The 18,882-nt window shown below is 41.7% G+C and carries 20 protein-coding genes and 2 pseudogenes; 13 read left to right on the top strand and 9 right to left on the bottom strand.

Annotated elements, in window-relative coordinates:
* Window positions 1-103 precede the first annotated feature (103 nt).
* The 4 genes from AC0QT4_RS00270 to AC0QT4_RS00255 all read right to left on the bottom strand — a co-directional run bounded on the left by AC0QT4_RS00270 (window position 104) and on the right by AC0QT4_RS00255 (window position 3,366).
* Window positions 104-463: a helix-turn-helix domain-containing protein gene (locus AC0QT4_RS00270; protein WP_473199732.1), complete on the bottom strand. Its 360-nt coding sequence runs from the start codon at window positions 461-463 to the stop codon at window positions 104-106.
* Between the two features lie 391 nt (window positions 464-854).
* Window positions 855-1,256 carry a hypothetical protein gene (locus tag AC0QT4_RS00265; protein WP_473199731.1) on the bottom strand — a complete coding sequence of 134 codons (402 nt, stop codon included), beginning with the start codon at window positions 1,254-1,256 and terminating at the stop codon, window positions 855-857.
* 367 nt (window positions 1,257-1,623) lie between these two features.
* On the bottom strand, window positions 1,624-2,445 hold the full coding sequence (locus tag AC0QT4_RS00260) for a TIR domain-containing protein (RefSeq protein ID WP_473199730.1): 822 nt from the start codon (window positions 2,443-2,445) through the stop codon (window positions 1,624-1,626).
* Window positions 2,446-2,559: 114 nt separating this feature from the next.
* A complete protein-coding gene (locus AC0QT4_RS00255) occupies window positions 2,560-3,366 on the bottom strand; it encodes a thiamine phosphate synthase (RefSeq protein WP_473199729.1) in 807 nt (268 codons plus the stop codon).
* Between the two features lie 107 nt (window positions 3,367-3,473).
* Here AC0QT4_RS00255 and AC0QT4_RS00250 point away from each other — a divergent pair, with 107 nt between their 5' ends.
* Window positions 3,474-4,625 (top strand): OpgC family protein, encoded by a 1,152-nt coding sequence (locus AC0QT4_RS00250; protein WP_473199728.1) that lies wholly within the window; start codon window positions 3,474-3,476, stop codon window positions 4,623-4,625.
* A 157-nt stretch (window positions 4,626-4,782) separates the two neighbouring features.
* Entirely contained in the window at window positions 4,783-5,301 is a 519-nt protein-coding gene (locus AC0QT4_RS00245) for a DUF1465 family protein (protein ID WP_473199727.1), read from the top strand.
* 103 nt (window positions 5,302-5,404) lie between these two features.
* Here AC0QT4_RS00245 and AC0QT4_RS00240 read toward each other — a convergent pair whose 3' ends face one another.
* The 4 genes from AC0QT4_RS00240 to AC0QT4_RS00225 form a co-directional block, all read right to left on the bottom strand.
* A complete protein-coding gene (locus AC0QT4_RS00240) occupies window positions 5,405-5,764 on the bottom strand; it encodes a helix-turn-helix domain-containing protein (RefSeq protein ID WP_473199726.1) in 360 nt (119 codons plus the stop codon).
* Between the two features lie 391 nt (window positions 5,765-6,155).
* The gene (locus tag AC0QT4_RS00235) at window positions 6,156-6,515 is read right to left on the bottom strand and encodes a helix-turn-helix domain-containing protein (protein WP_473199726.1); all 360 of its coding nucleotides are present in this window, start codon (window positions 6,513-6,515) and stop codon (window positions 6,156-6,158) included.
* A gap of 398 nt (window positions 6,516-6,913) precedes the next feature.
* Window positions 6,914-7,273 carry a helix-turn-helix domain-containing protein gene (locus AC0QT4_RS00230; RefSeq protein ID WP_473199725.1) on the bottom strand — a complete coding sequence of 120 codons (360 nt, stop codon included), beginning with the start codon at window positions 7,271-7,273 and terminating at the stop codon, window positions 6,914-6,916.
* Between the two features lie 395 nt (window positions 7,274-7,668).
* Window positions 7,669-8,028 carry a helix-turn-helix domain-containing protein gene (locus tag AC0QT4_RS00225; protein WP_473199724.1) on the bottom strand — a complete coding sequence of 120 codons (360 nt, stop codon included), beginning with the start codon at window positions 8,026-8,028 and terminating at the stop codon, window positions 7,669-7,671.
* Window positions 8,029-9,347: 1,319 nt separating this feature from the next.
* Here AC0QT4_RS00225 and ruvC point away from each other — a divergent pair.
* From ruvC to AC0QT4_RS00170, 11 genes and pseudogenes are all read left to right on the top strand, one after another.
* Window positions 9,348-9,857 carry a crossover junction endodeoxyribonuclease RuvC gene (ruvC, locus tag AC0QT4_RS00220; RefSeq protein WP_473199723.1) on the top strand — a complete coding sequence of 170 codons (510 nt, stop codon included), beginning with the start codon at window positions 9,348-9,350 and terminating at the stop codon, window positions 9,855-9,857.
* A 64-nt stretch (window positions 9,858-9,921) separates the two neighbouring features.
* Window positions 9,922-10,044 (top strand): annotated as a pseudogene (locus AC0QT4_RS00215) (crossover junction endodeoxyribonuclease RuvC); the annotation flags it as partial.
* A gap of 13 nt (window positions 10,045-10,057) precedes the next feature.
* Window positions 10,058-10,231, top strand: a complete 174-nt coding sequence (locus tag AC0QT4_RS00210) for a hypothetical protein (RefSeq protein WP_473199722.1) — start codon at window positions 10,058-10,060, stop codon at window positions 10,229-10,231.
* A 13-nt stretch (window positions 10,232-10,244) separates the two neighbouring features.
* Window positions 10,245-10,862, top strand: a complete 618-nt coding sequence (ruvA, locus tag AC0QT4_RS00205; RefSeq protein ID WP_473199721.1) for a Holliday junction branch migration protein RuvA — start codon at window positions 10,245-10,247, stop codon at window positions 10,860-10,862.
* A gap of 13 nt (window positions 10,863-10,875) precedes the next feature.
* Window positions 10,876-11,970 (top strand): Holliday junction branch migration DNA helicase RuvB, encoded by a 1,095-nt coding sequence (gene ruvB / locus AC0QT4_RS00200; RefSeq protein WP_473199720.1) that lies wholly within the window; start codon window positions 10,876-10,878, stop codon window positions 11,968-11,970.
* A 198-nt stretch (window positions 11,971-12,168) separates the two neighbouring features.
* On the top strand, window positions 12,169-12,609 hold the full coding sequence (ybgC, locus tag AC0QT4_RS00195; protein WP_473199719.1) for a tol-pal system-associated acyl-CoA thioesterase: 441 nt from the start codon (window positions 12,169-12,171) through the stop codon (window positions 12,607-12,609).
* A 152-nt stretch (window positions 12,610-12,761) separates the two neighbouring features.
* Window positions 12,762-13,475 (top strand): protein TolQ, encoded by a 714-nt coding sequence (gene tolQ, locus AC0QT4_RS00190; protein ID WP_473199718.1) that lies wholly within the window; start codon window positions 12,762-12,764, stop codon window positions 13,473-13,475.
* 11 nt (window positions 13,476-13,486) lie between these two features.
* The gene (gene tolR / locus AC0QT4_RS00185) at window positions 13,487-13,936 is read left to right on the top strand and encodes a protein TolR (protein WP_473199717.1); all 450 of its coding nucleotides are present in this window, start codon (window positions 13,487-13,489) and stop codon (window positions 13,934-13,936) included.
* A 75-nt stretch (window positions 13,937-14,011) separates the two neighbouring features.
* Window positions 14,012-15,487, top strand: coding sequence for a cell envelope biogenesis protein TolA (locus tag AC0QT4_RS00180; protein WP_473199716.1), 1,476 nt, complete (start codon window positions 14,012-14,014; stop codon window positions 15,485-15,487).
* Between the two features lie 43 nt (window positions 15,488-15,530).
* Complete coding sequence (tolB, locus tag AC0QT4_RS00175; protein ID WP_473200006.1) at window positions 15,531-16,853, top strand: Tol-Pal system beta propeller repeat protein TolB; 1,323 nt, start codon at window positions 15,531-15,533, stop codon at window positions 16,851-16,853.
* Between the two features lie 179 nt (window positions 16,854-17,032).
* A pseudogene (locus AC0QT4_RS00170) lies at window positions 17,033-17,256 on the top strand (integrase); the annotation flags it as partial.
* Between the two features lie 530 nt (window positions 17,257-17,786).
* On the opposite strand, the gene AC0QT4_RS00165 reads toward AC0QT4_RS00170, so the two are convergent.
* Complete coding sequence (locus AC0QT4_RS00165) at window positions 17,787-18,533, bottom strand: YebC/PmpR family DNA-binding transcriptional regulator (protein ID WP_473199715.1); 747 nt, start codon at window positions 18,531-18,533, stop codon at window positions 17,787-17,789.
* Between the last annotated feature and the right edge of the window lie 349 nt (window positions 18,534-18,882).

Raw genomic sequence — 18,882 nt, 5'->3', positions numbered from 1 at the left:
TGATCAAGTCTTGTTTGGAATTATTTGTCTGCTCCATTCAATGTACTCATTTTTTCATTGAATGCTTATGAAGAGAGAGAGGCTTCTCATGATTTTAAAGATTTTATTTCTGATCAGAGATGAGTTGTAAAATTGCTCTTTGCTTTACGGAGTTCAGCACTCTGAAGCTTTTTAAAAGCAAGTATTCCTCTTTGCTCGAGATGATTTCATCATGATGGTATGGGGGCTCTTGCTTTGTTAAGAGATCTGCATAAAAAAAGGACAGGGGCACATTGAGCTTCTCAGCAATTTCTTTTAAGCGTCCGGCGCTTACACGATTGAGGCCCGTTTCATATTTTTGAATTTGTTGTGCGCTTAACCCTAAGTGATTTCCTAGTTTTTTCTGAGACATTTTCAACATTTTTCGCCTAAAACGGATTTTTTTGCCGATAAAAATGTCGTTAAGAAGGTCTTTGCCTTGCATTTCATTCCCCCACCGGGTGCGAGCGCCCTCGCATTGGTATTCCGGGAGTTGAAAGAACTGACCTCGATCAGCATTTTGCTTTTAGTGCTAAAAGCACCTGGACATAGCAAAATCTCCCGGAATTTTAAGACATTTGCAAAGCGGGGCAAATTCATCTATCGGGGCTTTGGGGCTTTACCAGCCCCATGGGTTGTTAGCGTAGGTGATCAAAAAACCTTCTTAGTCCATAAAGTCATTTTAAGGAATAAAGTCTTTTGAGCAGTGACCAATAAAACTCAAACGGTTTGTCTAGAAAAGAAGAGCTTTTTGAGGTGCAAATCTCTATTCTTTAAAAACAGTTTTTAAGTTTTACTGTCTCAAATAAATAAAACTTGCACCTCGAAGAGGGGATTTATTTATTATCATACATACGTGTATAATAATGGTCTGTTTCGTCTTCCACATAATAAAGAACAGAAAATATACGTCCATCATTCTGTGGTGTTAGCGTGTAAGTTAAAATTATACCCATGTTTTTTTGTTGTTTGGGTTGATCCGTATAGATCACATGGTATCCTTTCCGCCGCAATAGATCGACAAATAAGGGGGTAAAGTTATCTGCTGGATTGTTTTTCTTTATAATAAGCGTCGTTGTTGCTGGTGGTAAATATTTGATAGTTTTAACAAAATCATCAGCAATAAATTTCGCAGCACTCGGCTTAATACCTTGACCAACATAACTGGATGAAATTCCGTTAACAGATGCACAACCGGCTGCCAACACAAGCGGTGGCAACACTAAATATTTCAACATTTTAATCCCCCCTAATAATTATCACTTCCTCTTGGGAAGTCTTCTAAATTGGAAAGCTTCTCTAAATTAAGAGCAATTCCGCTGCTCATCACACGTAACAAAATATCAGTTTCTAATCAAGCGGGAATGAATTCAGCCTTCACGCGTTTAAAAAATGCTTATCTCTAAGAGTAATGGAAGTTTATGCTTAAGAGACAAATTCTTTCAAACGCCCCGCATGTAGATGATTTAATCCTGTTGCATATTCTTGAATTTATTGCGCGCTTACATTTGAGCAGTGTCCTCATTCTTGCGGTCTGCTTCAAAGCGAAGAGGATGAGAAAAGCGGTGGAACTTTGGCGTATTGAAGAGTGTTTGTTGAAGCACATTATAGGGGTATAGGGTGTGTTCCAAAATCAATATGAGTCCGTTGTTCAAATTTAATTAATGCATCAGTCATTGCTTCTGAATCTATCTTGAATCCAGAGTTTCTTAATCGCTGTACAAGTTTTGCAATTGTTTCACTTACCTGGTTGTTGAAAGGAATGTATATAATCCCTTCAATATCTGAAGGGCGTTCAACGCCTTGTTTTAGTAGAATGGCAACATTTCTGCGAGAAAGAACGGGTATTAACATGCCCATTTCTAGAATAACATTTTGTCGCGCACGAGGTTGTGCTTTTTTTTGATCATCAGTGCTAGCATAGCCCATGTCATCGGGGGTAAGCAATACAATACCAAATTTTATAGAACGGGTTGGTGCACAGATTTCTTGTTCTAAAGCTTCAATGATCGTTAAACCATTACCGCTCGTATTTTGCAAGATCTGATAGTCAACACGAAGCGTGTGAAGAATAAGTTGAAGGTCTTTTAAAGCATTAGAATCATGACCGTGGACGATAAAAACTTCCGGAGAAGGGAGAGGTAAGACATTGGAAGTATTCTTTGGATAAGAGATTTGAGATTTTTCTTCGATATGGTGAGGCAACTTTTCTGTTAGCTTCTCCTGTAGCTTCTCCCGCGTGGTTGGTTTACCTTGAACATTGATTTTTCCTGTGCTTTCATACCAGTTTATGAATCCTCCCTCAGAGGTTCTGATCTGATACACTGGGACATTGGAGGGGTGTGGTGTGAGCTTCGTTTCTATGATTTCATATCCGGCTTTGCGAATGATGTTTTGTAGCTCTTCAAGTGTTCCTCTGTGTTTCATTTTATGCCCCCTTTTCTCATTGTGTGTGTCATTTACAAAGTACAGAGGTATGTGTGGGATTTTTTACCAATGTCTTGCTCATGTTTTCTTATGAAGGCTTCCCCCGTATCACAGTTATGGATTTTTACATTTTTTTGCCATCATTTCAAGGATTATCAACGGGTTGTCGTGGGAAAAAAGGATTTCTTCAACAGCGATAAATTCACAAGTGGTGTTTAACACTTCATCAAAAGTTGCAAAGTCACTGCCTGCTTGAATAATGGCGGGGATCTCCATAATTTCTGCCCACCATTGTCCTAATTGAAGATTGCGTGGGTGTGCGTGCGGTTTTTTATCAGCTCCAAGTTTTCCAAATAGGAGATAATCAACACCGGCTTCTCCAGCAAGCATGGCGCTATGGCGATTGCGTATATTGCCGAACCCAATGATTTTTTGCTCCCGTTTCTGATTTTCAAGGGTTTCAAGAGCGTTCAAATCACCCTCTATGTGTAAGCCATCCGCCTTTGTTCTGCTCGCAATGCGGCTGTCACCCGCAATGAGAAGGGCGGTATCCGTTTGTTGAATATCTTCTCCATAGAGTTGTGCTTGTTTTTGTAAAAAAACATCATCACCCTCAGAGTCATAAAGAATGACGCAGGCAAAAGATTTGGCTGATGTGTGTTTGTTTCGCAAAAGTTGACGCAAAAGGGTAGGGGCGACAGTCCGTCGAACATCTAATGTCAATACCAATTGGGGATGAGATGCTGTTTGAGATGCAGAGGCTGTATGAGGATCAGAGTGCGTTTGAGGGGCAGATTGGGGATGAGATGCTGTTTGAGAAGCCGATGCTGTTTGAAGATCAGAGTGAAGATCAGAATGCGCTTGAGAGCTAGAGTGCATTTGAGGAGCAGATTGAGGCGGTTGGTTTTGTTGTTTTGTCATACAAAGTCCTTGATTTTTAAAATGAACTTGACTTTTGAAAATAAAATTTCATCCTATAGGCGCGCTTTGCTAAAAAAGATCACTTTCTTGTTTATGGGGGTCCATTGATGGGATATAAGGGCGTTTTTGATCATAAGGCACATCCTTCTTATCGCGATACACGCATCGATGTTTTTCGTTCTTTAGCTTTATTGACAATTTTCATCAACCATATTCCCGGGACTGTCTACGAATATATCACACATAGAAACTTTGGTTTTTCTGACTCTGCTGAAGTCTTTGTTTTGCTGTCAGGCGTTGCTCTTGGGTTAAGTTTTCATGCGCGCCTCTCTCAGAAGTCTTTTTTCTTTATTGTCCGCAAACTTTGGCGCCGAGCTTTGCAACTCTATGGAGCTTATCTTTTTACCACTTTTGCAACGTTGAGCCTCTTTTTTGGGGGCTTTTTATTGTGGCGTGTCGAAAAATTGTTATCGATGAACAATATGGAACTCTTTTTTACACAGCCTTTCGTTGCATTTTTTAGCATCTTAAGCTTTGGGCATCAATTAGGCTACAATAATATTCTGCCGCTCTATATTGTTTTGATGCTTGCGGCACCCTTTCTGCTTTATTGGGGCTGTAAAAGAAAAGGACTGCTGCTTTTTTGCTCGTTTATGCTCTATCTCATTTGCGGATTTTATCAAATCGCTCCCCCTTCCTATCCTTTAGCGGGAAAGTGGTTTTTAAACCCTTTGTCTTGGCAATTGTTGTTTGTTATAGGCTTGGTGAGTACTTTGGCTTTGAAACAGGGAAAAAAAATCCCCCTTCAGCCCTTTTGGATTGTTCTTTCCGCCGCATATCTTTTGCTTTCACTGTTCTGGGTGCGTTTCAATTGGTGGGGCGTTTTGGGGTGGTTTGGTTGGTCTTCTCCGTTGATTGATTTTAATAAAACCTTTTTAAGTTTACCGCGCCTGCTCCATGTTGTGGCCTTAGCGACATTGATCCTCTGCTTGCCGCGCTTTAGTCAATGCTTTCAGGTCTCTCCTCAAAATCCTTTAGCGATCTTAGGAAAACACAGCCTTCCTGTCTTCGTGACAGGTACTGTTTTTGCTATGGTTGGACAAATTTTAAAAACAGGGATGACAGGAACGTTTTTTTCCGATACACTGCTCATTATAAGCGGTATTATGGTGCAATTGGGGGTCGCCTATTATTATGAGAAACGTTATTCCCTCCAGCAGTTCTTTGCTAAGGAAACCGATCCGGCTGTAACGCGATAAGAGGGGGCGTTAACCTTAGCTTAAGAAGTTTATTGCGCAAGGGGGGCAAAAGAGGTACTCTAGACAAACGATTTACAACAGCAACAAAAGAAACTTTTTCATTCTTATTTCGTTGAGTCTCATAATTCTTTGTGCTGATATTTGGAGTATGTAAAGCGTGAGTGCACACAAACATTCCGATGATGAACCCATTATTATGATTGAGCATAGTGCTTTCGAAAATGCCTTTAATCGTCTCTATGAGGAGACGATGACATTGATCGAAGAAACGGCAACTTATATTGATACAGAAGGAAAATTTGCTGCACGGTCTCTTTCAGCTGAAATTTCTGCACTCTATGCAAAAGAAGCAATGTTTCTCAGTACACGGTTGATGCAAATTGCCTCTCAGCTGCTCCTTCTTCGGGCCGAACGCGAAGGGGAAATGACAGCAGAACAAATACAGAAAGAAATTGCAAAAGTCTCGCTTCATACACCGACACTGGAATTGGAAAGTGCCCATTGGCAAGAGTTGCCAGAAGTTTTCCGCCATTTTGTTGCTCGTTCACTGCGTCTCGAAGCGCGTATGCAATATATGCGTGCCGATAAAGAGGGTGAACTTCCCCATATCGTAGAAGAAGATAATCCAGTAGGAAAACAAATCGAATTGCTTAAAACAGCATTTCGCCGTTCTTAGTTCTTAGAAAATTTTGTACCGCGTTTTTTGTATTTCGCATCACATCAAAACTTGTGAGAAAAGCAGTAGCACTTTTGTGCATTGATCTTGCCTCTTCAAGATTTTATTTCTGATCAGAGATGAGCTGTAAAATTGCTCTTTGCTTTACAGAATTCAGAACTCTGAAGCTTTTTAAAAGCAGATATTCCTCTTTGCTCGAGATGATTTCATCATGATGGTATGGGGGCTGTTGCTTTGTTAAGAGATCAGCGTAAAAAAAGGACAGGGGTACGTTGAGAATATTGGCAATTTCTTTTAAGCGCCCAGCGCTTACACGATTGAGACCTGTTTCATATTTTTGGATTTGTTGCGCGCTTATCCTTAAGTGGTTTCCTAGTTCTTTCTGAGACATTTTTAACATTTTTCGCTTAAAGCGGATTTTTTTGCCGATACAAATGTCGTGAAAAAGGTCTTTGGTTTGCATTTCATGCCCCCCACCGGGTGCGAGCGCCCTCGCATTGGTATTCCGGGAGTTGAAAGAACTGAACCCTAGTCAGCTTTTTGCTTTTAGTGCTTGACAGCACCTGGACATAGCAAAAACTCCCGGAATCCCGGGATACCCACAAAGTGGGTCCATTTTTACGCTAGGGTTTCGGGCTTTCAAACCCGTATTGGTCGTTGCGTAGGCGACCAAAACTACCTTTTTAGTCATAAAGGAATTTCAAAGGATTTACAATAAAAATGAAAAAGTTTCTGTTCTGTATGGTTTTGTCATGAGAGCGACTTCTCAAGAGAGGCATTGCGCTGCTTATCAAAGCGAAGAGGATGAGAAAAGCAGTAGCATTTTTGTGCATTGATCTTGCCTTTTCAAGATTTTATTTCTGATCAGAGATGAGCTGTAAAATTGCTCTTTGTTTTACAGAATTCAGAACTCTGAAGCTTTTTAAAAGCAGATATTCTTCTTTGCTCGAGATGATCTCATCATGATGGTATGGGGGCTGTTGCTTTGTTAAGAGATCAGCGTAAAAAAAGGACAGGGGTACGTTGAGAATATTGGCAATTTCTTTTAAGCGCCCAGCGCTTACACGATTGAGACCTGTTTCATATTTTTGGATTTGTTGCGCGCTTATCCTTAAGTGGTTTCCTAGTTCTTTCTGAGACATTTTTAACATTTTTCGCTTAAAGCGGATTTTTTTGCCGATACAAATGTCGTGAAAAAGGTCTTTGGTTTGCATTTCATGCCCCCCACCGGTTGCGAGCGCCCTCGCGTTGGTATTCCGGGAGCTTGAAAACACTGAATCCGAGTCAGCCCTTTTGCTTTTAGTGCTTGATAAGCACCTGGACATAGCAAAATCTCCCGGAATCCCGGGATACCCATGGTAATGGGTTTATTTTCGTGCTCGGATTTTAGGGTTTTCAAGGCCCTATTGATCGTTGCGTATTCGATCAAAATCACATGGTTAAATAATAAAGTACTTTTAGGGGATTTACAATAAAAATGAAAAAGTTTCTGTTCTGTATGGTTTTGTCATGAGAGCGACTTCTCAAGAGAGAGGTACTGCGCTGCTTATCCAATCGAAGAGGATGAGAAAACAGCGGTCTTTTTGCGTGTTGATCTTACCTCTTCAAGATTTTATTTCTGATCAGAGATTAACTGTAAAATTGCTCTTTGTTTTACAGAATTCAGAACTCTGAAGCTTTTTAAAAGCAGATATTCTTCTTTGCTCGAGATGATCTCATCATGATGGTATGGGGGTTCTTGCTTCGTTAAGATCTCAGCGTAAAAAAAGGAAAGGGGTACGTTGAGAATATTGGCAATTTCCTGCAAACGACCAGCGCTTACACGATTGAGGCCCGTTTCATATTTTTGGATTTGTTGCGCGCTTAGATTTAAAGATTGCCCCAATTCTTTTTGAGACATTTTCAACATTTTTCGCCTAAAACGGATTTTTTTGCCGATAAAAATGTCGCGAAAAAGGTCTTTGCCTTGCATTTCATTCCCCCACCGGGTGCGAGCGCCCTCGCGTTGGTATTCCGGGAGGTTGGAAGCACTGAACTCAAATCAGCCTTTTGCTTTTAGTGCTTGATAAGCACCTGGACATAGCAAAAGCTCCCGGAATCCCGGGACACCCGCAAAGCGGGATCAATTTTTATGTTTGAGTCTTAGAGCTTCCAACACTCTATTGATCGTTGCGTATACGACCAAAATGACCTTTTTAGTCATAAAGGAATTTCAAAGGATTTACAATAAAAATGAAAAAGTTTCTGTTCTGTATGGTTTTGTCATGAGAGCGACTTCTCAAGAGAGAGGTACTGCGCTGCTTATCCAATCGAAGAGGATGAGAAAACAGCGGTCTTTTTGTGCATTGATCTTGCGTCTTCAAGATTTTATTTCTGATCAGAGATTAACTGTAAAATTGCTTTTTGCTTTACAGAGTTCAGCACTCTGAAGCTTTTTAAAAGCAGATATTCTTCTTTGCTCGAGATGATCTCATCATGATGGTATGGGGGCTGTTGCTTTGTTAAGAGATCAGCGTAAAAAAAGGAAAGGGGTACGTTGAGAATATTGGCAATTTCTTTTAAGCGCCCAGCGCTTACACGATTGAGGCCGGTTTCATATTTTTGAATTTGTTGCGCGCTTAGATTTAAAGATTGCCCCAATTCTTTTTGAGACATTTTCAACATTTTTCTTCTGAAGCGGATTTTTTTGCCGATAAAAATGTCGCGAAAAAGGTTTTTGGTTTGCATTTTATGCCCCCACCAGTTGCGAGCGCCCTCGCATTGGTATTCCGGGAGTCTAAAACACTGACCTCGATCAGCCTTTTGCTTTTAGTGCTTGATAAGCACCTGGACATAGCAAAATCTCCCGGAATTCCGGGATACCCGCAAAGCGGGGGAAATTTTATGTTGGAGCTTAGAGCTTCCAACACTCTATTGACCGTTGCGTATACGACCAAAACGACCTTTTTAGTCATAAAGGAATTTCACAGGATTTACAATAAAAGTGAAAAAGTTTCTGTAATGTATCGTTTTGTCACGAGGGGTTCTATTTTCAGCGTTACGCTTGGCTTTCGAAATACATTCCCTCTCTTTATATTTATTGGGACGTTCCTTTGTTCACTTTGCTGCCTAACCTCTTTTTTGTGTAATAAGATGTTGGTTTATAATGATAATTTATCACTTTTCCTGTTGAGTGAGAGCCCTTAAATACCTTAAAATGCTCTCATTTCAAATCTGTTTTATGTTGAATCACACGAAACCATCCCCTTGCATGTTACAAGTGGGATGAACGTGTGAATGAAATCATTTGAGAAAAAAGTAAAAACGCCTCTTATGAATCCTGTTCATGCGAGAGCTTTCGCAACATTTCAGGGCTGGTCAATGGAATGCTGCTGCTGGATTGTGCCATCATAAGTATAAAATGGTGGTGCATAATCGATTTACAGTGGATTTATTCGCATACCCTTTACAGGTGCTACCGCGAAATGGGTTTGGGTGCTCTCTTTAAGAGATGTTTTTTTTGGAAAAGTGTGTGAATGTGCAACACATGGTGTTTTCTTGGGGGGCTGCTTTTCGTGGAAAGTATACAGAATTGGAATTTAAGAGTAGAAACAATTTATAAGAAAATCTGGTTGCTTCCTTTATTGAAAGGTACTGGTGGGGTTTTAAAAGGCGCCTATGGGGGGTTATGTGCATCGCTCAAGAAAGCGTGTTTTTTGATTTCCTATTTGTTTTGTGCACCTCTGTTCAAGGATAGAGCTTTACCCTGTTTTCTTGATCTTTCCGTTTCTTTCCCTTTGTTTACGTGGGGGCTCTTTGTTTCCATGGGGGAAAAGAGAGAGATTTGGAACTTATGGGAGAAATAATTCGCCTTGAAGCAGGAGAACTTGCTTTGTTTAAGGGCACCTATGGAGTGTTGACAGGCGCCTATGGGGTCTTTTGTGTCTGTAGGGTCTTGTGACTATGGGGGCTTTGTGTATCGCTAAAGAAAACCGTATTTTTTCGATTTTCTCTTTGTTTTGAGGACCTCTGTTCAAACACGGAAAAACTGTATAAAGTCGCAACTTATGGCAGAGACGATTCGTATTATAGGTATTGATCCCGGACTACGGCATACAGGATGGGGCGTCATCGATCTGTTGGGAAATCGTCTGCAATTCATCGCAGCGGGGACGGTTTCTTCTCATGTGCGGTGTGATCTTGCTTCTAGACTCTGCCAGCTTCATAAGGGACTTTCAGAGATTGTCCATCAATTTATGCCCCATGAAGCCGCCGTGGAACACGTGTTTGTTAATAAAGATGCGACGGCAACTTTAAAACTTGGACAGGCGCGCGCTGTTGCTCTGCTCGTGCCAGCACAAGCAAATCTGCCGGTTTTTGAATATGCTCCAAATAAGGTAAAAAAATCCGTTATTGGTGTTGGCCATGGTGCTAAAGAACAAATTCATATGATGGTGAAAATTCTGCTTCCTCGTGCTGAATTTGACAGCAATGATGCGGCTGATGCTCTTGCTCTTGCGCTTTGCCATAGTATGCATCGTGGAAGCCTCTCGCATCGTTTACGGACCTCCGCATGATGGAGGTTGGGGCATGATTGGTGAATGCAAAGGTCTTTTTGATGCTTGCCTTATGATGGGCGTTATGGTGGTGAAAATTCTGCTTCCGCGTGCTGAATTTGCGTGCAATGATGTGGCTGATGCTCTTGCGCTTTGCCATAGGGTGCATCGTGGGAGTTTCTCGCATCGTTTGAGAGTTACAGCATGATGGAGGTTGGGGTATGATTGGTGAATGCAAAGGTCTTTTTGATGCTTGCCTTATGATGGGCGTTATGGTGGTGAAAATTCTGCTTCCTCGTGCTGAATTTGCGTGCAATGATGTGGCTGATGCTCTTGCGCTTTGCCATAGGGTGCATCGTGGAAGTCTCTCGCATCGTTTACGGATTATGGTATGATAGGGGTTAGAGTGTGATTGGTAAATTAAAAGGGATCCTTGAACATATCTTTGAAGATCATATCCTTGTCAATGTTCAGGGTGTGGGCTATGTTGTTTTTGTATCAAATCGATTGCGTCCTGCTTTACCAGCTCTTGGTGAGAGTATCAGTCTCTTTATCGAAACCCATGTGCGTGAAGAAGCAATTCGTCTGTTTGGTTTTTCTACAAGAGCGGAACAAGAGTGGTTTTGCTTGTTGCAAAATGTTCCGGGTGTGGGGGCAAAGGTTGCTTTGGCAATTTTGGGAACTTTATCACCCGATGAACTCGCACAAGCAATTGCATTAAGTGATATTGCTATGATTAGTCGCGCTCCTGGCGTTGGTAAAAAAGTCAGTGAAAGAATTGTGAGTGAACTCAAAAGTAAGGCTCTTCCCTTCAATGATAATACTTTCCATTCTGCTCCTATTCCTCACTTGGAAAGGGCTCGTCAACCAACCAATGAAGCACTCTCTGCTTTGATTAATCTCGGTTTTGATCGCGATCAAGCAGCCCGTGCTCTTGCTTCAGCAAGGAAGGCTCTTGAAGGGGAAGATGTTTCCTCTGCTGTGCTTATTCGCCATAGCCTTAAACTGCTTTCTCCTTCCTCTTGAGTAAAAGGTAACAATGCATAAAGATCAAGATCAACGCCTTTTGGGGGCTATCCCCCTTCCTAACGATCCAGATCGTTCCTTAAGACCACAAGTGCTCGATGACTTTATTGGTCAGGAAGCGGCACGGGCCAATTTGAAAATCTTTATCGAAGCAGCAAAGGCTCGCCAAGAAGCGCTCGACCATGTTCTGTTTGTTGGTCCTCCAGGATTGGGAAAAACAACCCTTTCACAAATTATGGCTAAAGAATTGGGCGTTAATTTTCGCTCTACCTCAGGGCCGGTGATTGCTAAAGCAGGAGATTTGGCGGCTCTTTTGACCAATCTAGAAGAACGTGATGTCCTTTTTATTGATGAAATTCATCGTTTAAGTCCGGCAATTGAAGAAATTCTTTATCCAGCTATGGAAGATTATCAACTGGATCTTATCATTGGTGAAGGACCAGCTGCTCGTTCGGTTAAAATTGATCTTGCTAAATTTACCTTGGTGGCTGCAACAACCCGTTTGGGGCTGTTAACCACTCCATTACGCGATCGTTTCGGTATCCCAATTCGTCTCAATTTTTATACTATAGAGGAATTGGAATATATCGTTAAACGCAATGCACGGCTTTTTACCGTAAAGATTAGTGATGATGGTGCCCATGAAATTGCCCGTCGTGCACGGGGGACACCCCGTATCGCTGGGCGGTTGTTGCGGCGAGTTTGTGACTTTGCTCTGGTGAAAGGAGCGGGGGAAATTGATCGTCACGTGGCTGATGAAGCGCTGTCTCGTCTTGAAGTTGATTATTTGGGGCTCGATCCGCTTGATCGTCGCTATTTGCTGCTGATTGCGGAAACTTTTTTAGGTGGTCCGGTGGGCATTGAAACGATCGCTGCGGCTCTCTCAGAACCGCGGGACGCTATTGAAGATATTATTGAACCCTATCTGCTCCAACAGGGGTTTATTCAACGTACAGCGCGAGGGCGAATCCTGACGCAACAAGCTTGGGGTCATTTAGGATTGTCTGCTCCGGTTTCTACACCGTCAACACAAAAACGCTCTCAATTGTCTGATAGACACAATAATCCAGCACTGCAAAAAACTTTGTGGGATGAAGAAGAGGACTAAAATATTCCTTTATAAAAAGCCAAGTGTTTCTCATAAAGAACACGCTCTTGTCTGTCTATGGCCTGTGAGAGAATGTTGAGAGAATAAGCTTGGAATTTTTAAGAATTTTGTGCTTTCACTTTCACGATTTTAACACAAAAATACAGTCAATTGGCGATATAAAGAAAATTTACTCTTCAAAAGAATGGGATGGTGCAAATGATGGAAATATCTTCTTTTACAAATAATCATACAAATCCTTTTCAGGATTTTCAGGTCCGCGTGTATGTTGCTGATACAGATTTTTCTGGCGTGGTTTATCATGCACGCTATTTGGAGTTTTTTGAACGAGGACGTTCAGAATTTCTACGAGAGACAGGTTTTAATAGCAAGATGTTAGCAGCAGGGATTGAGGGGGAAAAACTGTTCTTTGTCGTCCGTCATATGGAAATCAATTTTTTACGACCGGCGCAAATCGATAATCTTTTAACCATTAAAACACGGATCAATCGCCGTCAGGGGGCACGCTTTTTTATGGAACAGGTCCTTCTGCGTGACGATGTGGTGTTGGTTACAGCAAAGGTTGAAATTGCACTCATTAATGAGATAGGAAAACCACGACGGTTGCCTAAAGAGCTTTTCTCAACAATGCTTGTTTAAAACTGTACTCTGTTCAATAATTAAGGTTATATTGAATAGTGGCACTTTGATTGAAGAGACAATAAAAATTTTTTCTGAAATTTAGAAACTATAAAACAATCTGCTTTATTCAATTTTAACAAATGAATCTTTCATTGAGAGGGACAAAAAGAATGCCGCATGTAGAATTAACGAATCCAGAGATGATTGGAATATTGCATTTGTTTATGCAAGCGGGTGTCGTTGTTAAAGCAGTTATGATTGGGTTGCTGCTCGCTTCTGTATGGAGTTGGGCAATTATTTTTGATAAAATCTTGACCTATCGAAGAATACGGCGTGACATAAAACAATTTGAACGTGTCTTTTGGTCAGGTAAGGCGCTGGAAGAGCTTTATGCAGAATGTAAAAGTCGACGCACGAGCAGTATCTCTGCAGTTTTTATGGCCGCAATGGTGGAATGGAAAAAATCTCTTGAAAAGGGGCTTCATACATCGATAAGTTTGCAGAGTAGGATTGATAAGGCTATGGATCTCACGCTGGGACGTGAAAGTGCAAAGATAGAATCAAAATTAGGCTTTTTAGCGACACTTGGATCGGCGGGACCTTTTATTGGTCTTTTTGGAACAGTCATTGGTATTATGAGCTCCTTTCTTTCTATTTCAGCGTCTCAAAACACCTCATTGGCAATCGTTGCACCAGGCATTGCAGAAGCACTTTTGGCAACAGCGATCGGTTTGTTTGCCGCAATTCCAGCGGTAATTGCCTATAATAAATTGGTTCATGAAAGCGCGAGGATTATTACACAAATAGAAAACTTTGCTGATGAATTTTCGACAATTGTCTCACGGCGTATCGATGAAACACTGACATCGCATTCATCATTCTAAGGGGGTGTTTCATGGGAATTTCTGTTGCTTCTTCTCAAAAAAAGACACGCAGACGCCATCATTCGCATAGTCAATTGATGAGTGAGATTAATGTTACGCCCTTTGTTGATGTTATGCTGGTGCTGTTGATTATTTTTATGGTCTCTGCACCCCTTCTGGTTAACGGGGTGCCCCTTGATCTGCCTCATAGTCAAGCTGGGCCGGTGCAAATGCAAGACACCCCCCTTACGGTTTCGTTGGATGCGCAAGGGCGCTTCGCCATTAATCAAGACTATTATGAAACAGCTGAAGCACTGATTGCACAACTCAAAGCAAAATTGGAGGACGAACCTGCTCAAAAGAATAAACGTCTTTTTGTCCGTGCCGCTAAAACGGTTGAATATCAACAAGTGTTAAAATTGCTCGCCGATCTTCAAAGGGCAGGTTTTTCACAAGTGGCTTTGGCTAGTTTGGCACAATGAGATGATGAGGAACTGTTACACGTTGTCTGTAATGCAACAAACAGTCTTTAAAAATAAAAAACGCAAGGTAGGAAGATGAACAAAGACTCTTATCATAGTATGAAACGAGGCTTGGCTTTGTCCCTTGCAATCCATGTGATTTTGCTCAGTGGAGTAAGTGTTCATTTCATCAGTTTGGTCCCTTTGCCACAACAATTGGAAGCAATTCCGATTACCCTTGCGCCTTTAATGCAAGAGTTTTCCTCGCAACAAGGGGCTATCGATGCTCCTGTGCGGGCAATTCCAGCAATAAAACCAACAACCAAACCACAAGAAAAGGAAGAAGCACTTCATTTTGGAGAAGGACAACAAGATAGTCTTGCGCCTTTTAAACCAGATGAAAAACCACGTCTTGTTGAAACAACATCTCCACCAGCAGGAGAAGCGAGCGTGCCGGAAAAACCTTCACCAGAATTGATAGAACACGAATTCTCACAAACAAAAACAGAAGTATTGCCAAAAACAGAGCCCGCCCAAGAGGATTCGTCAAGAGTTATGCCTGAGGCGCCTGTGGAGATGCCTCAGGAGAATGAGCCAAAGGCTATGCCTGAGGCGCCTGTGGAGATGCCTCAGGAGGAGGAGCCAAGGGCTATGCCTGAGGCGCCTGTGGAGATGCCTCAGGAGAATGAGCTAAGGGCTATGCCTGAGGCGCCTGTGGAGACGCCTCAGGAGGATGAGCCAAAGGCTATGCCTGAGGCGCCTGTGGAGATGCCTCAGGAGGATGAGCCAAAGGCTATGCCTGAGGCGCCTGTGGAGATGCCTCAGGAGAATGAGCCAAAGGCTATGCCTGAGGTGCCGGTGGAGATGCCTCAGGAGAACGAGCAAAAGGCTATGCCTGAGGCGCCTGTGGAGGTGCACAAAAATGAAAAGATAACCTTGCCACAAGAACCAGCTCCAGCAATACCCAAGGACTCTATAGAACAAACTGTAGATCGCCCAAAAACACCTCAAATTACGCTGCCAAACACATTTCCTCTTCCTCATTTTAAACCGAAGTCTGATGAAAAATCTGCTCCACACAATGTGAAAGAAGAGAAAAAGAAAAGTCATCAACGAAGGGAAAAATCCATTGAAGATATTTTGGCAATGGAAGAAAATAATCTGCTTAATCGTGTACGCACGCAAGGAGGGGGGGCAAAACGTTCCACGACACCAGAAGCTTTGGGGGCAAGAAAAAATATCAATGATATCACAAAAATGGCACAAACACTGGTCAGTATTGTTGGGGGATGTATTCAACAGAAACTTAAACTGGTGGCTCTTGGGGGTGATTTAAAAAACCGCCCAGTGGTGCGTTTGCGATTTTATCTAAATCGTGAAGGAATGGTTGTAGGAGATCCCATTATTGATCCGTTAAGTGGTGCACAAAGTCAGCAAGCCATTATGATAAGACAAGTGTATGCAGCCGTTTTTTCCTGTCAACCTTACGTAGATCTGCCCCGTGATCAATATGATTTGTGGGGGCAAGGGTTTGATTTTAATGTTGATCCCCTTCAAGAAATAACACAATGAAAGACAGAGAAGTTTTTCTCTTAACGAAAGGATAGATTCCATGATGACTATAACGAGACATAAATTTTTTTCTTGGTTTATTGTCACTTGTGGCTTGTGGCTTTCCAGTTTTTCATGCGCTTATGCACAATTGAAAGGCACTATTTCTAGTGCTGATTTTAACCCTATTCCTATTGCCATCGCAGATTTTATTTCTAACGATTCAATAGGGGGAAAAATAACTTCTGTGATTTCAGCCGATCTTGAACGCTCAGGGCTTTTTCACTCTCTTGAGAAGGAATCTTTTTTGGAAAAAATCTCCAATCCCTATAAGCAACCTCATTTTTCTGAGTGGAAAAAAATAAAAGCACAAGGTTTGGTCTCCGGACAGGTTATAAGAGAAACCGATGGGCGATTGAGAGTCGATTTTCGTTTGTGGGATGTCTTTGGGCAGCGGCAACTCAAAGGGCGGCGCTTTTATACGGCTTCAGAATATTGGCGGCGTGTTGCCCATATGATCGCCGATGAAATTTATAGCGAGATGACCGGTGAAAGTGGTTATTTTGATACAAGGATCGTTTTTATCGATGAGACAGGTCCCCAAAATGCACGGGTTAAACGCTTAACGATGATGGATCAAGATGGAGCAAATTTGCTCTATCTTTCTGATGGTCATGAGTTGATGCTTACACCGCGTTTTTCACCAAAACGGCAAGAAATTACCTATATGGCCTACAAGCGTAAGAAAGTGCCCCATGTTTATCTTCAACAAATTGAAACAGGACAAAATGAGTTAATCGGGGCCTTTGATAATATGACAATTGCTCCGCGCTTTTCTTCTGATGGACGGAAAGTTATCATGAGTTTGTTGCAAAATGATGGGAGTGCAAATCTTTACACTATGGATTTGCGGACACGCACAACAACGCGCCTTACAGACACTGCTGCTATCGATACATCAGCTTCTTATTCACCAGATGGGACAAAAATTGTCTTTTCGTCTGACCGCAGCGGAAAACCACAAATTTATACAATGAATGCGGATGGAAGCAATGTTCAGCGTATTTCCTCAAACGAGGGAAGCTATTCTACACCCATTTGGTCGCCGCGTGGTGATTATATTGCCTTTACAAAACAATTAAATGGACAATTCTCTATCGGGGTTATGCATCCGGATGGACAAGGAGAAAGAATTTTAACGACAGGTTTTCATAATGAAGGGCCAACTTGGGCTCCTAATGGTCGCGTTTTGATGTTCTTTCGTAAAAATCCAGGAATGGGACCTAAACTTTATACCATTGATATTACTGGACGCAATGAACGCCAAGTCCATACGCCCAATGATGCTTCTGATCCAGCATGGTCGCCATTGCTTAATCTACGATAACAATGTTCGCTTAATAAAGTCAACGCATTGATTTATAACGATAATTTATTGTTTTGCCTGTTGAATGAGACCTCCGAATATTGTAAGATTCTCACCTCCTTTCATTTTATATCAATCAAAATCATTTATTTGCTCGTCATAGCTGGCATGTGGGAAAAAACTCTAAAGAAAGGAGTAAAATGCCTCTTATGAATCGTCTGAATAGCAAGGGCTGTTGCAACAGTGGCGGCTGGTAAAACTTAAAGAGTATGAGGGTGCCGGTTTGCTCCTTCATAAGTGTAAAGATGGTGGTGCACAATAGCTTTACTGCTCTACCATTCACGGGCGGCATTGTGAAATGGGCTTGGGTGCTTTAAGAAATGTCTCTTTTAAAAAAGCTCGTCAATGTGTAATACAATGGCGTTTTTACAATGGCGTTCTGTTTTGCAAGACAAACAGTGTAAACGTTCATGAAACTCTGGGATCAGAATTGATGAGGCTGTTTAAGAGAGCAAGTGTGTTGTCTTGACAATGAATTTGTTGGGAAATGTTGTAAGTTTCATATTCACTCTGCCATGGACTGTCGATGAGGAGGGTGTTTGGGGGATAAAGCCAAGTTTTTTCTTAACAAAGAGTTTTTTTAATTGATAGAGAGCTTTTATGTGTTTTGGTGGCAATATTCGTTTTTATGAAAGGCTCTGCTTTTAAAGTGGGGCTTTGTATGTGTTGGGTAAAATGATAGGGAGGCTACACTTTGCGTGAAAGTTCAGTTCATTGTTCGCAAAAGTCTAAGTGAGGCTCTCAGAGAAAAGAGAGTGTGCACAACTCTCTTTGCGTGTGGGCATTTTTGTACATGAGCATTTTTGTGTGCGGGCATTTTTGTGTGCGGGCATTTTGGTGTAGGGGCAGTGTTTGCGTGCCGGATGACCGCATAGAAATTCACCAGAGAGAAAATTAACCAGAGAGTTTTGCTAAAATCTCATCGCTGACATCGAAATTAGCATAAACATTTTGCACGTCATCATCTTCTTCTAATGTCGAGATAAGGCGTAACACTGATAAAGCTTTTTCTTCATCGATGGGTGCAAGGGTGGTGGCTTTCCAAATCGTTTTGATTGATTCTGCTTCACCAAGTTTTGCTTCAAGCATTTTAGAAACTTCACCAATATCTTCAAATGCGCAGGTAATATGGTGCTCCATTTCCTCTGATTGTACATCTTCAGCACCAGCTTCAATGGCGGCATCCATGATGCTGTCTGCTGTTCCTGCTTCGCGCTTATAGATGATTTCACCAATTCGATTAAACATGAAACTCACCGAACCTGTCTCCCCTAGAGCTCCACCCGATTTGGTGAAAGCAGCCCGCACGTTGGAAGCAGTGCGATTGCGGTTATCTGTTAAAGCTTCAACAATAACAGCAACACCCCCTGGACCATACCCTTCGTAGCGCACTTCATCATAATGTTCAACATCGCCTCCTGAAGCTTTCTTAATTGCACGTTCAATATTGTCTTTTGGCATCGATTGTGCCTTAGCATTCTGGACAGCAAGCCTTAAGCGTGGATTCATGGCTGGGTCTGGAGCACCTTGTTTGGCTGCAACGGTAATTTCACGTGCAAGCTTAGAAAATATTTTCGAGCGCATTGCATCTTGACGTCCTTTACGGTGCATAATATTTTTAAATTGTGAATGACCTGCCATAGTTTTCTTTCCAATTTGAGGGCTTTTTTCTAGTGAGGTTGGTTCAGGGAGATTATCCTTGAATTTAAAGCAATAAAATATATATCCTACCAGAATAAAGATGCCGCAACATAAGCTGAAATGTTCGAATAAATCCTTTATAAGAAAATTCGCTTTAAAGGTAAAGAGACTCTGTTAAGGATCATAACAAGACAGATGTCTTGTCGTTCATTAAAAATCAGGTTATAACAGAGTATTTCATGGCAAAAGTGGTTTATTCCATGCCTCGCTTTCATTTAAGAGTGGGTAAAGAAAACCAATGTGTAAGAAAAAGATCTAGTGCTCCGCAAGGAGCGATAATCTGCCTCAA

Source organism: Bartonella sp. EBT8 (assembly GCF_055796165.1).
This window is presented reverse-complemented; position numbering and strand designations above follow the sequence as displayed.

Excerpts from the sequence above, each read along its gene's own strand:
- AC0QT4_RS00235 (WP_473199726.1), bottom strand. The coding sequence starts at position 6,515 with ATGCAAACCAAAGACCTTTTTCACGACATTTGTATCGGCAAAAAAATC.
- AC0QT4_RS00230 (WP_473199725.1), bottom strand. The coding sequence starts at position 7,273 with ATGCAAGGCAAAGACCTTTTTCGCGACATTTTTATCGGCAAAAAAATC.
- AC0QT4_RS00250 (WP_473199728.1), top strand. The coding sequence starts at position 3,474 with ATGGGATATAAGGGCGTTTTTGATCATAAGGCACATCCTTCTTATCGC.
- AC0QT4_RS00210 (WP_473199722.1), top strand. The coding sequence starts at position 10,058 with ATGATTGGTGAATGCAAAGGTCTTTTTGATGCTTGCCTTATGATGGGC.
- tolR (WP_473199717.1), top strand. The coding sequence starts at position 13,487 with ATGGGAATTTCTGTTGCTTCTTCTCAAAAAAAGACACGCAGACGCCAT.
- tolB (WP_473200006.1), top strand. The coding sequence starts at position 15,531 with ATGACTATAACGAGACATAAATTTTTTTCTTGGTTTATTGTCACTTGT.
- AC0QT4_RS00225 (WP_473199724.1), bottom strand. The coding sequence starts at position 8,028 with ATGCAAACCAAAAACCTTTTTCGCGACATTTTTATCGGCAAAAAAATC.
- ybgC (WP_473199719.1), top strand. The coding sequence starts at position 12,169 with ATGATGGAAATATCTTCTTTTACAAATAATCATACAAATCCTTTTCAG.
- AC0QT4_RS00260 (WP_473199730.1), bottom strand. The coding sequence starts at position 2,445 with ATGAAACACAGAGGAACACTTGAAGAGCTACAAAACATCATTCGCAAA.
- ruvC (WP_473199723.1), top strand. The coding sequence starts at position 9,348 with ATGGCAGAGACGATTCGTATTATAGGTATTGATCCCGGACTACGGCAT.
- AC0QT4_RS00180 (WP_473199716.1), top strand. The coding sequence starts at position 14,012 with ATGAACAAAGACTCTTATCATAGTATGAAACGAGGCTTGGCTTTGTCC.
- ruvB (WP_473199720.1), top strand. The coding sequence starts at position 10,876 with ATGCATAAAGATCAAGATCAACGCCTTTTGGGGGCTATCCCCCTTCCT.
- AC0QT4_RS00255 (WP_473199729.1), bottom strand. The coding sequence starts at position 3,366 with ATGACAAAACAACAAAACCAACCGCCTCAATCTGCTCCTCAAATGCAC.
- AC0QT4_RS00165 (WP_473199715.1), bottom strand. The coding sequence starts at position 18,533 with ATGGCAGGTCATTCACAATTTAAAAATATTATGCACCGTAAAGGACGT.
- AC0QT4_RS00240 (WP_473199726.1), bottom strand. The coding sequence starts at position 5,764 with ATGCAAACCAAAGACCTTTTTCACGACATTTGTATCGGCAAAAAAATC.
- AC0QT4_RS00270 (WP_473199732.1), bottom strand. The coding sequence starts at position 463 with ATGCAAGGCAAAGACCTTCTTAACGACATTTTTATCGGCAAAAAAATC.
- tolQ (WP_473199718.1), top strand. The coding sequence starts at position 12,762 with ATGCCGCATGTAGAATTAACGAATCCAGAGATGATTGGAATATTGCAT.
- AC0QT4_RS00265 (WP_473199731.1), bottom strand. The coding sequence starts at position 1,256 with ATGTTGAAATATTTAGTGTTGCCACCGCTTGTGTTGGCAGCCGGTTGT.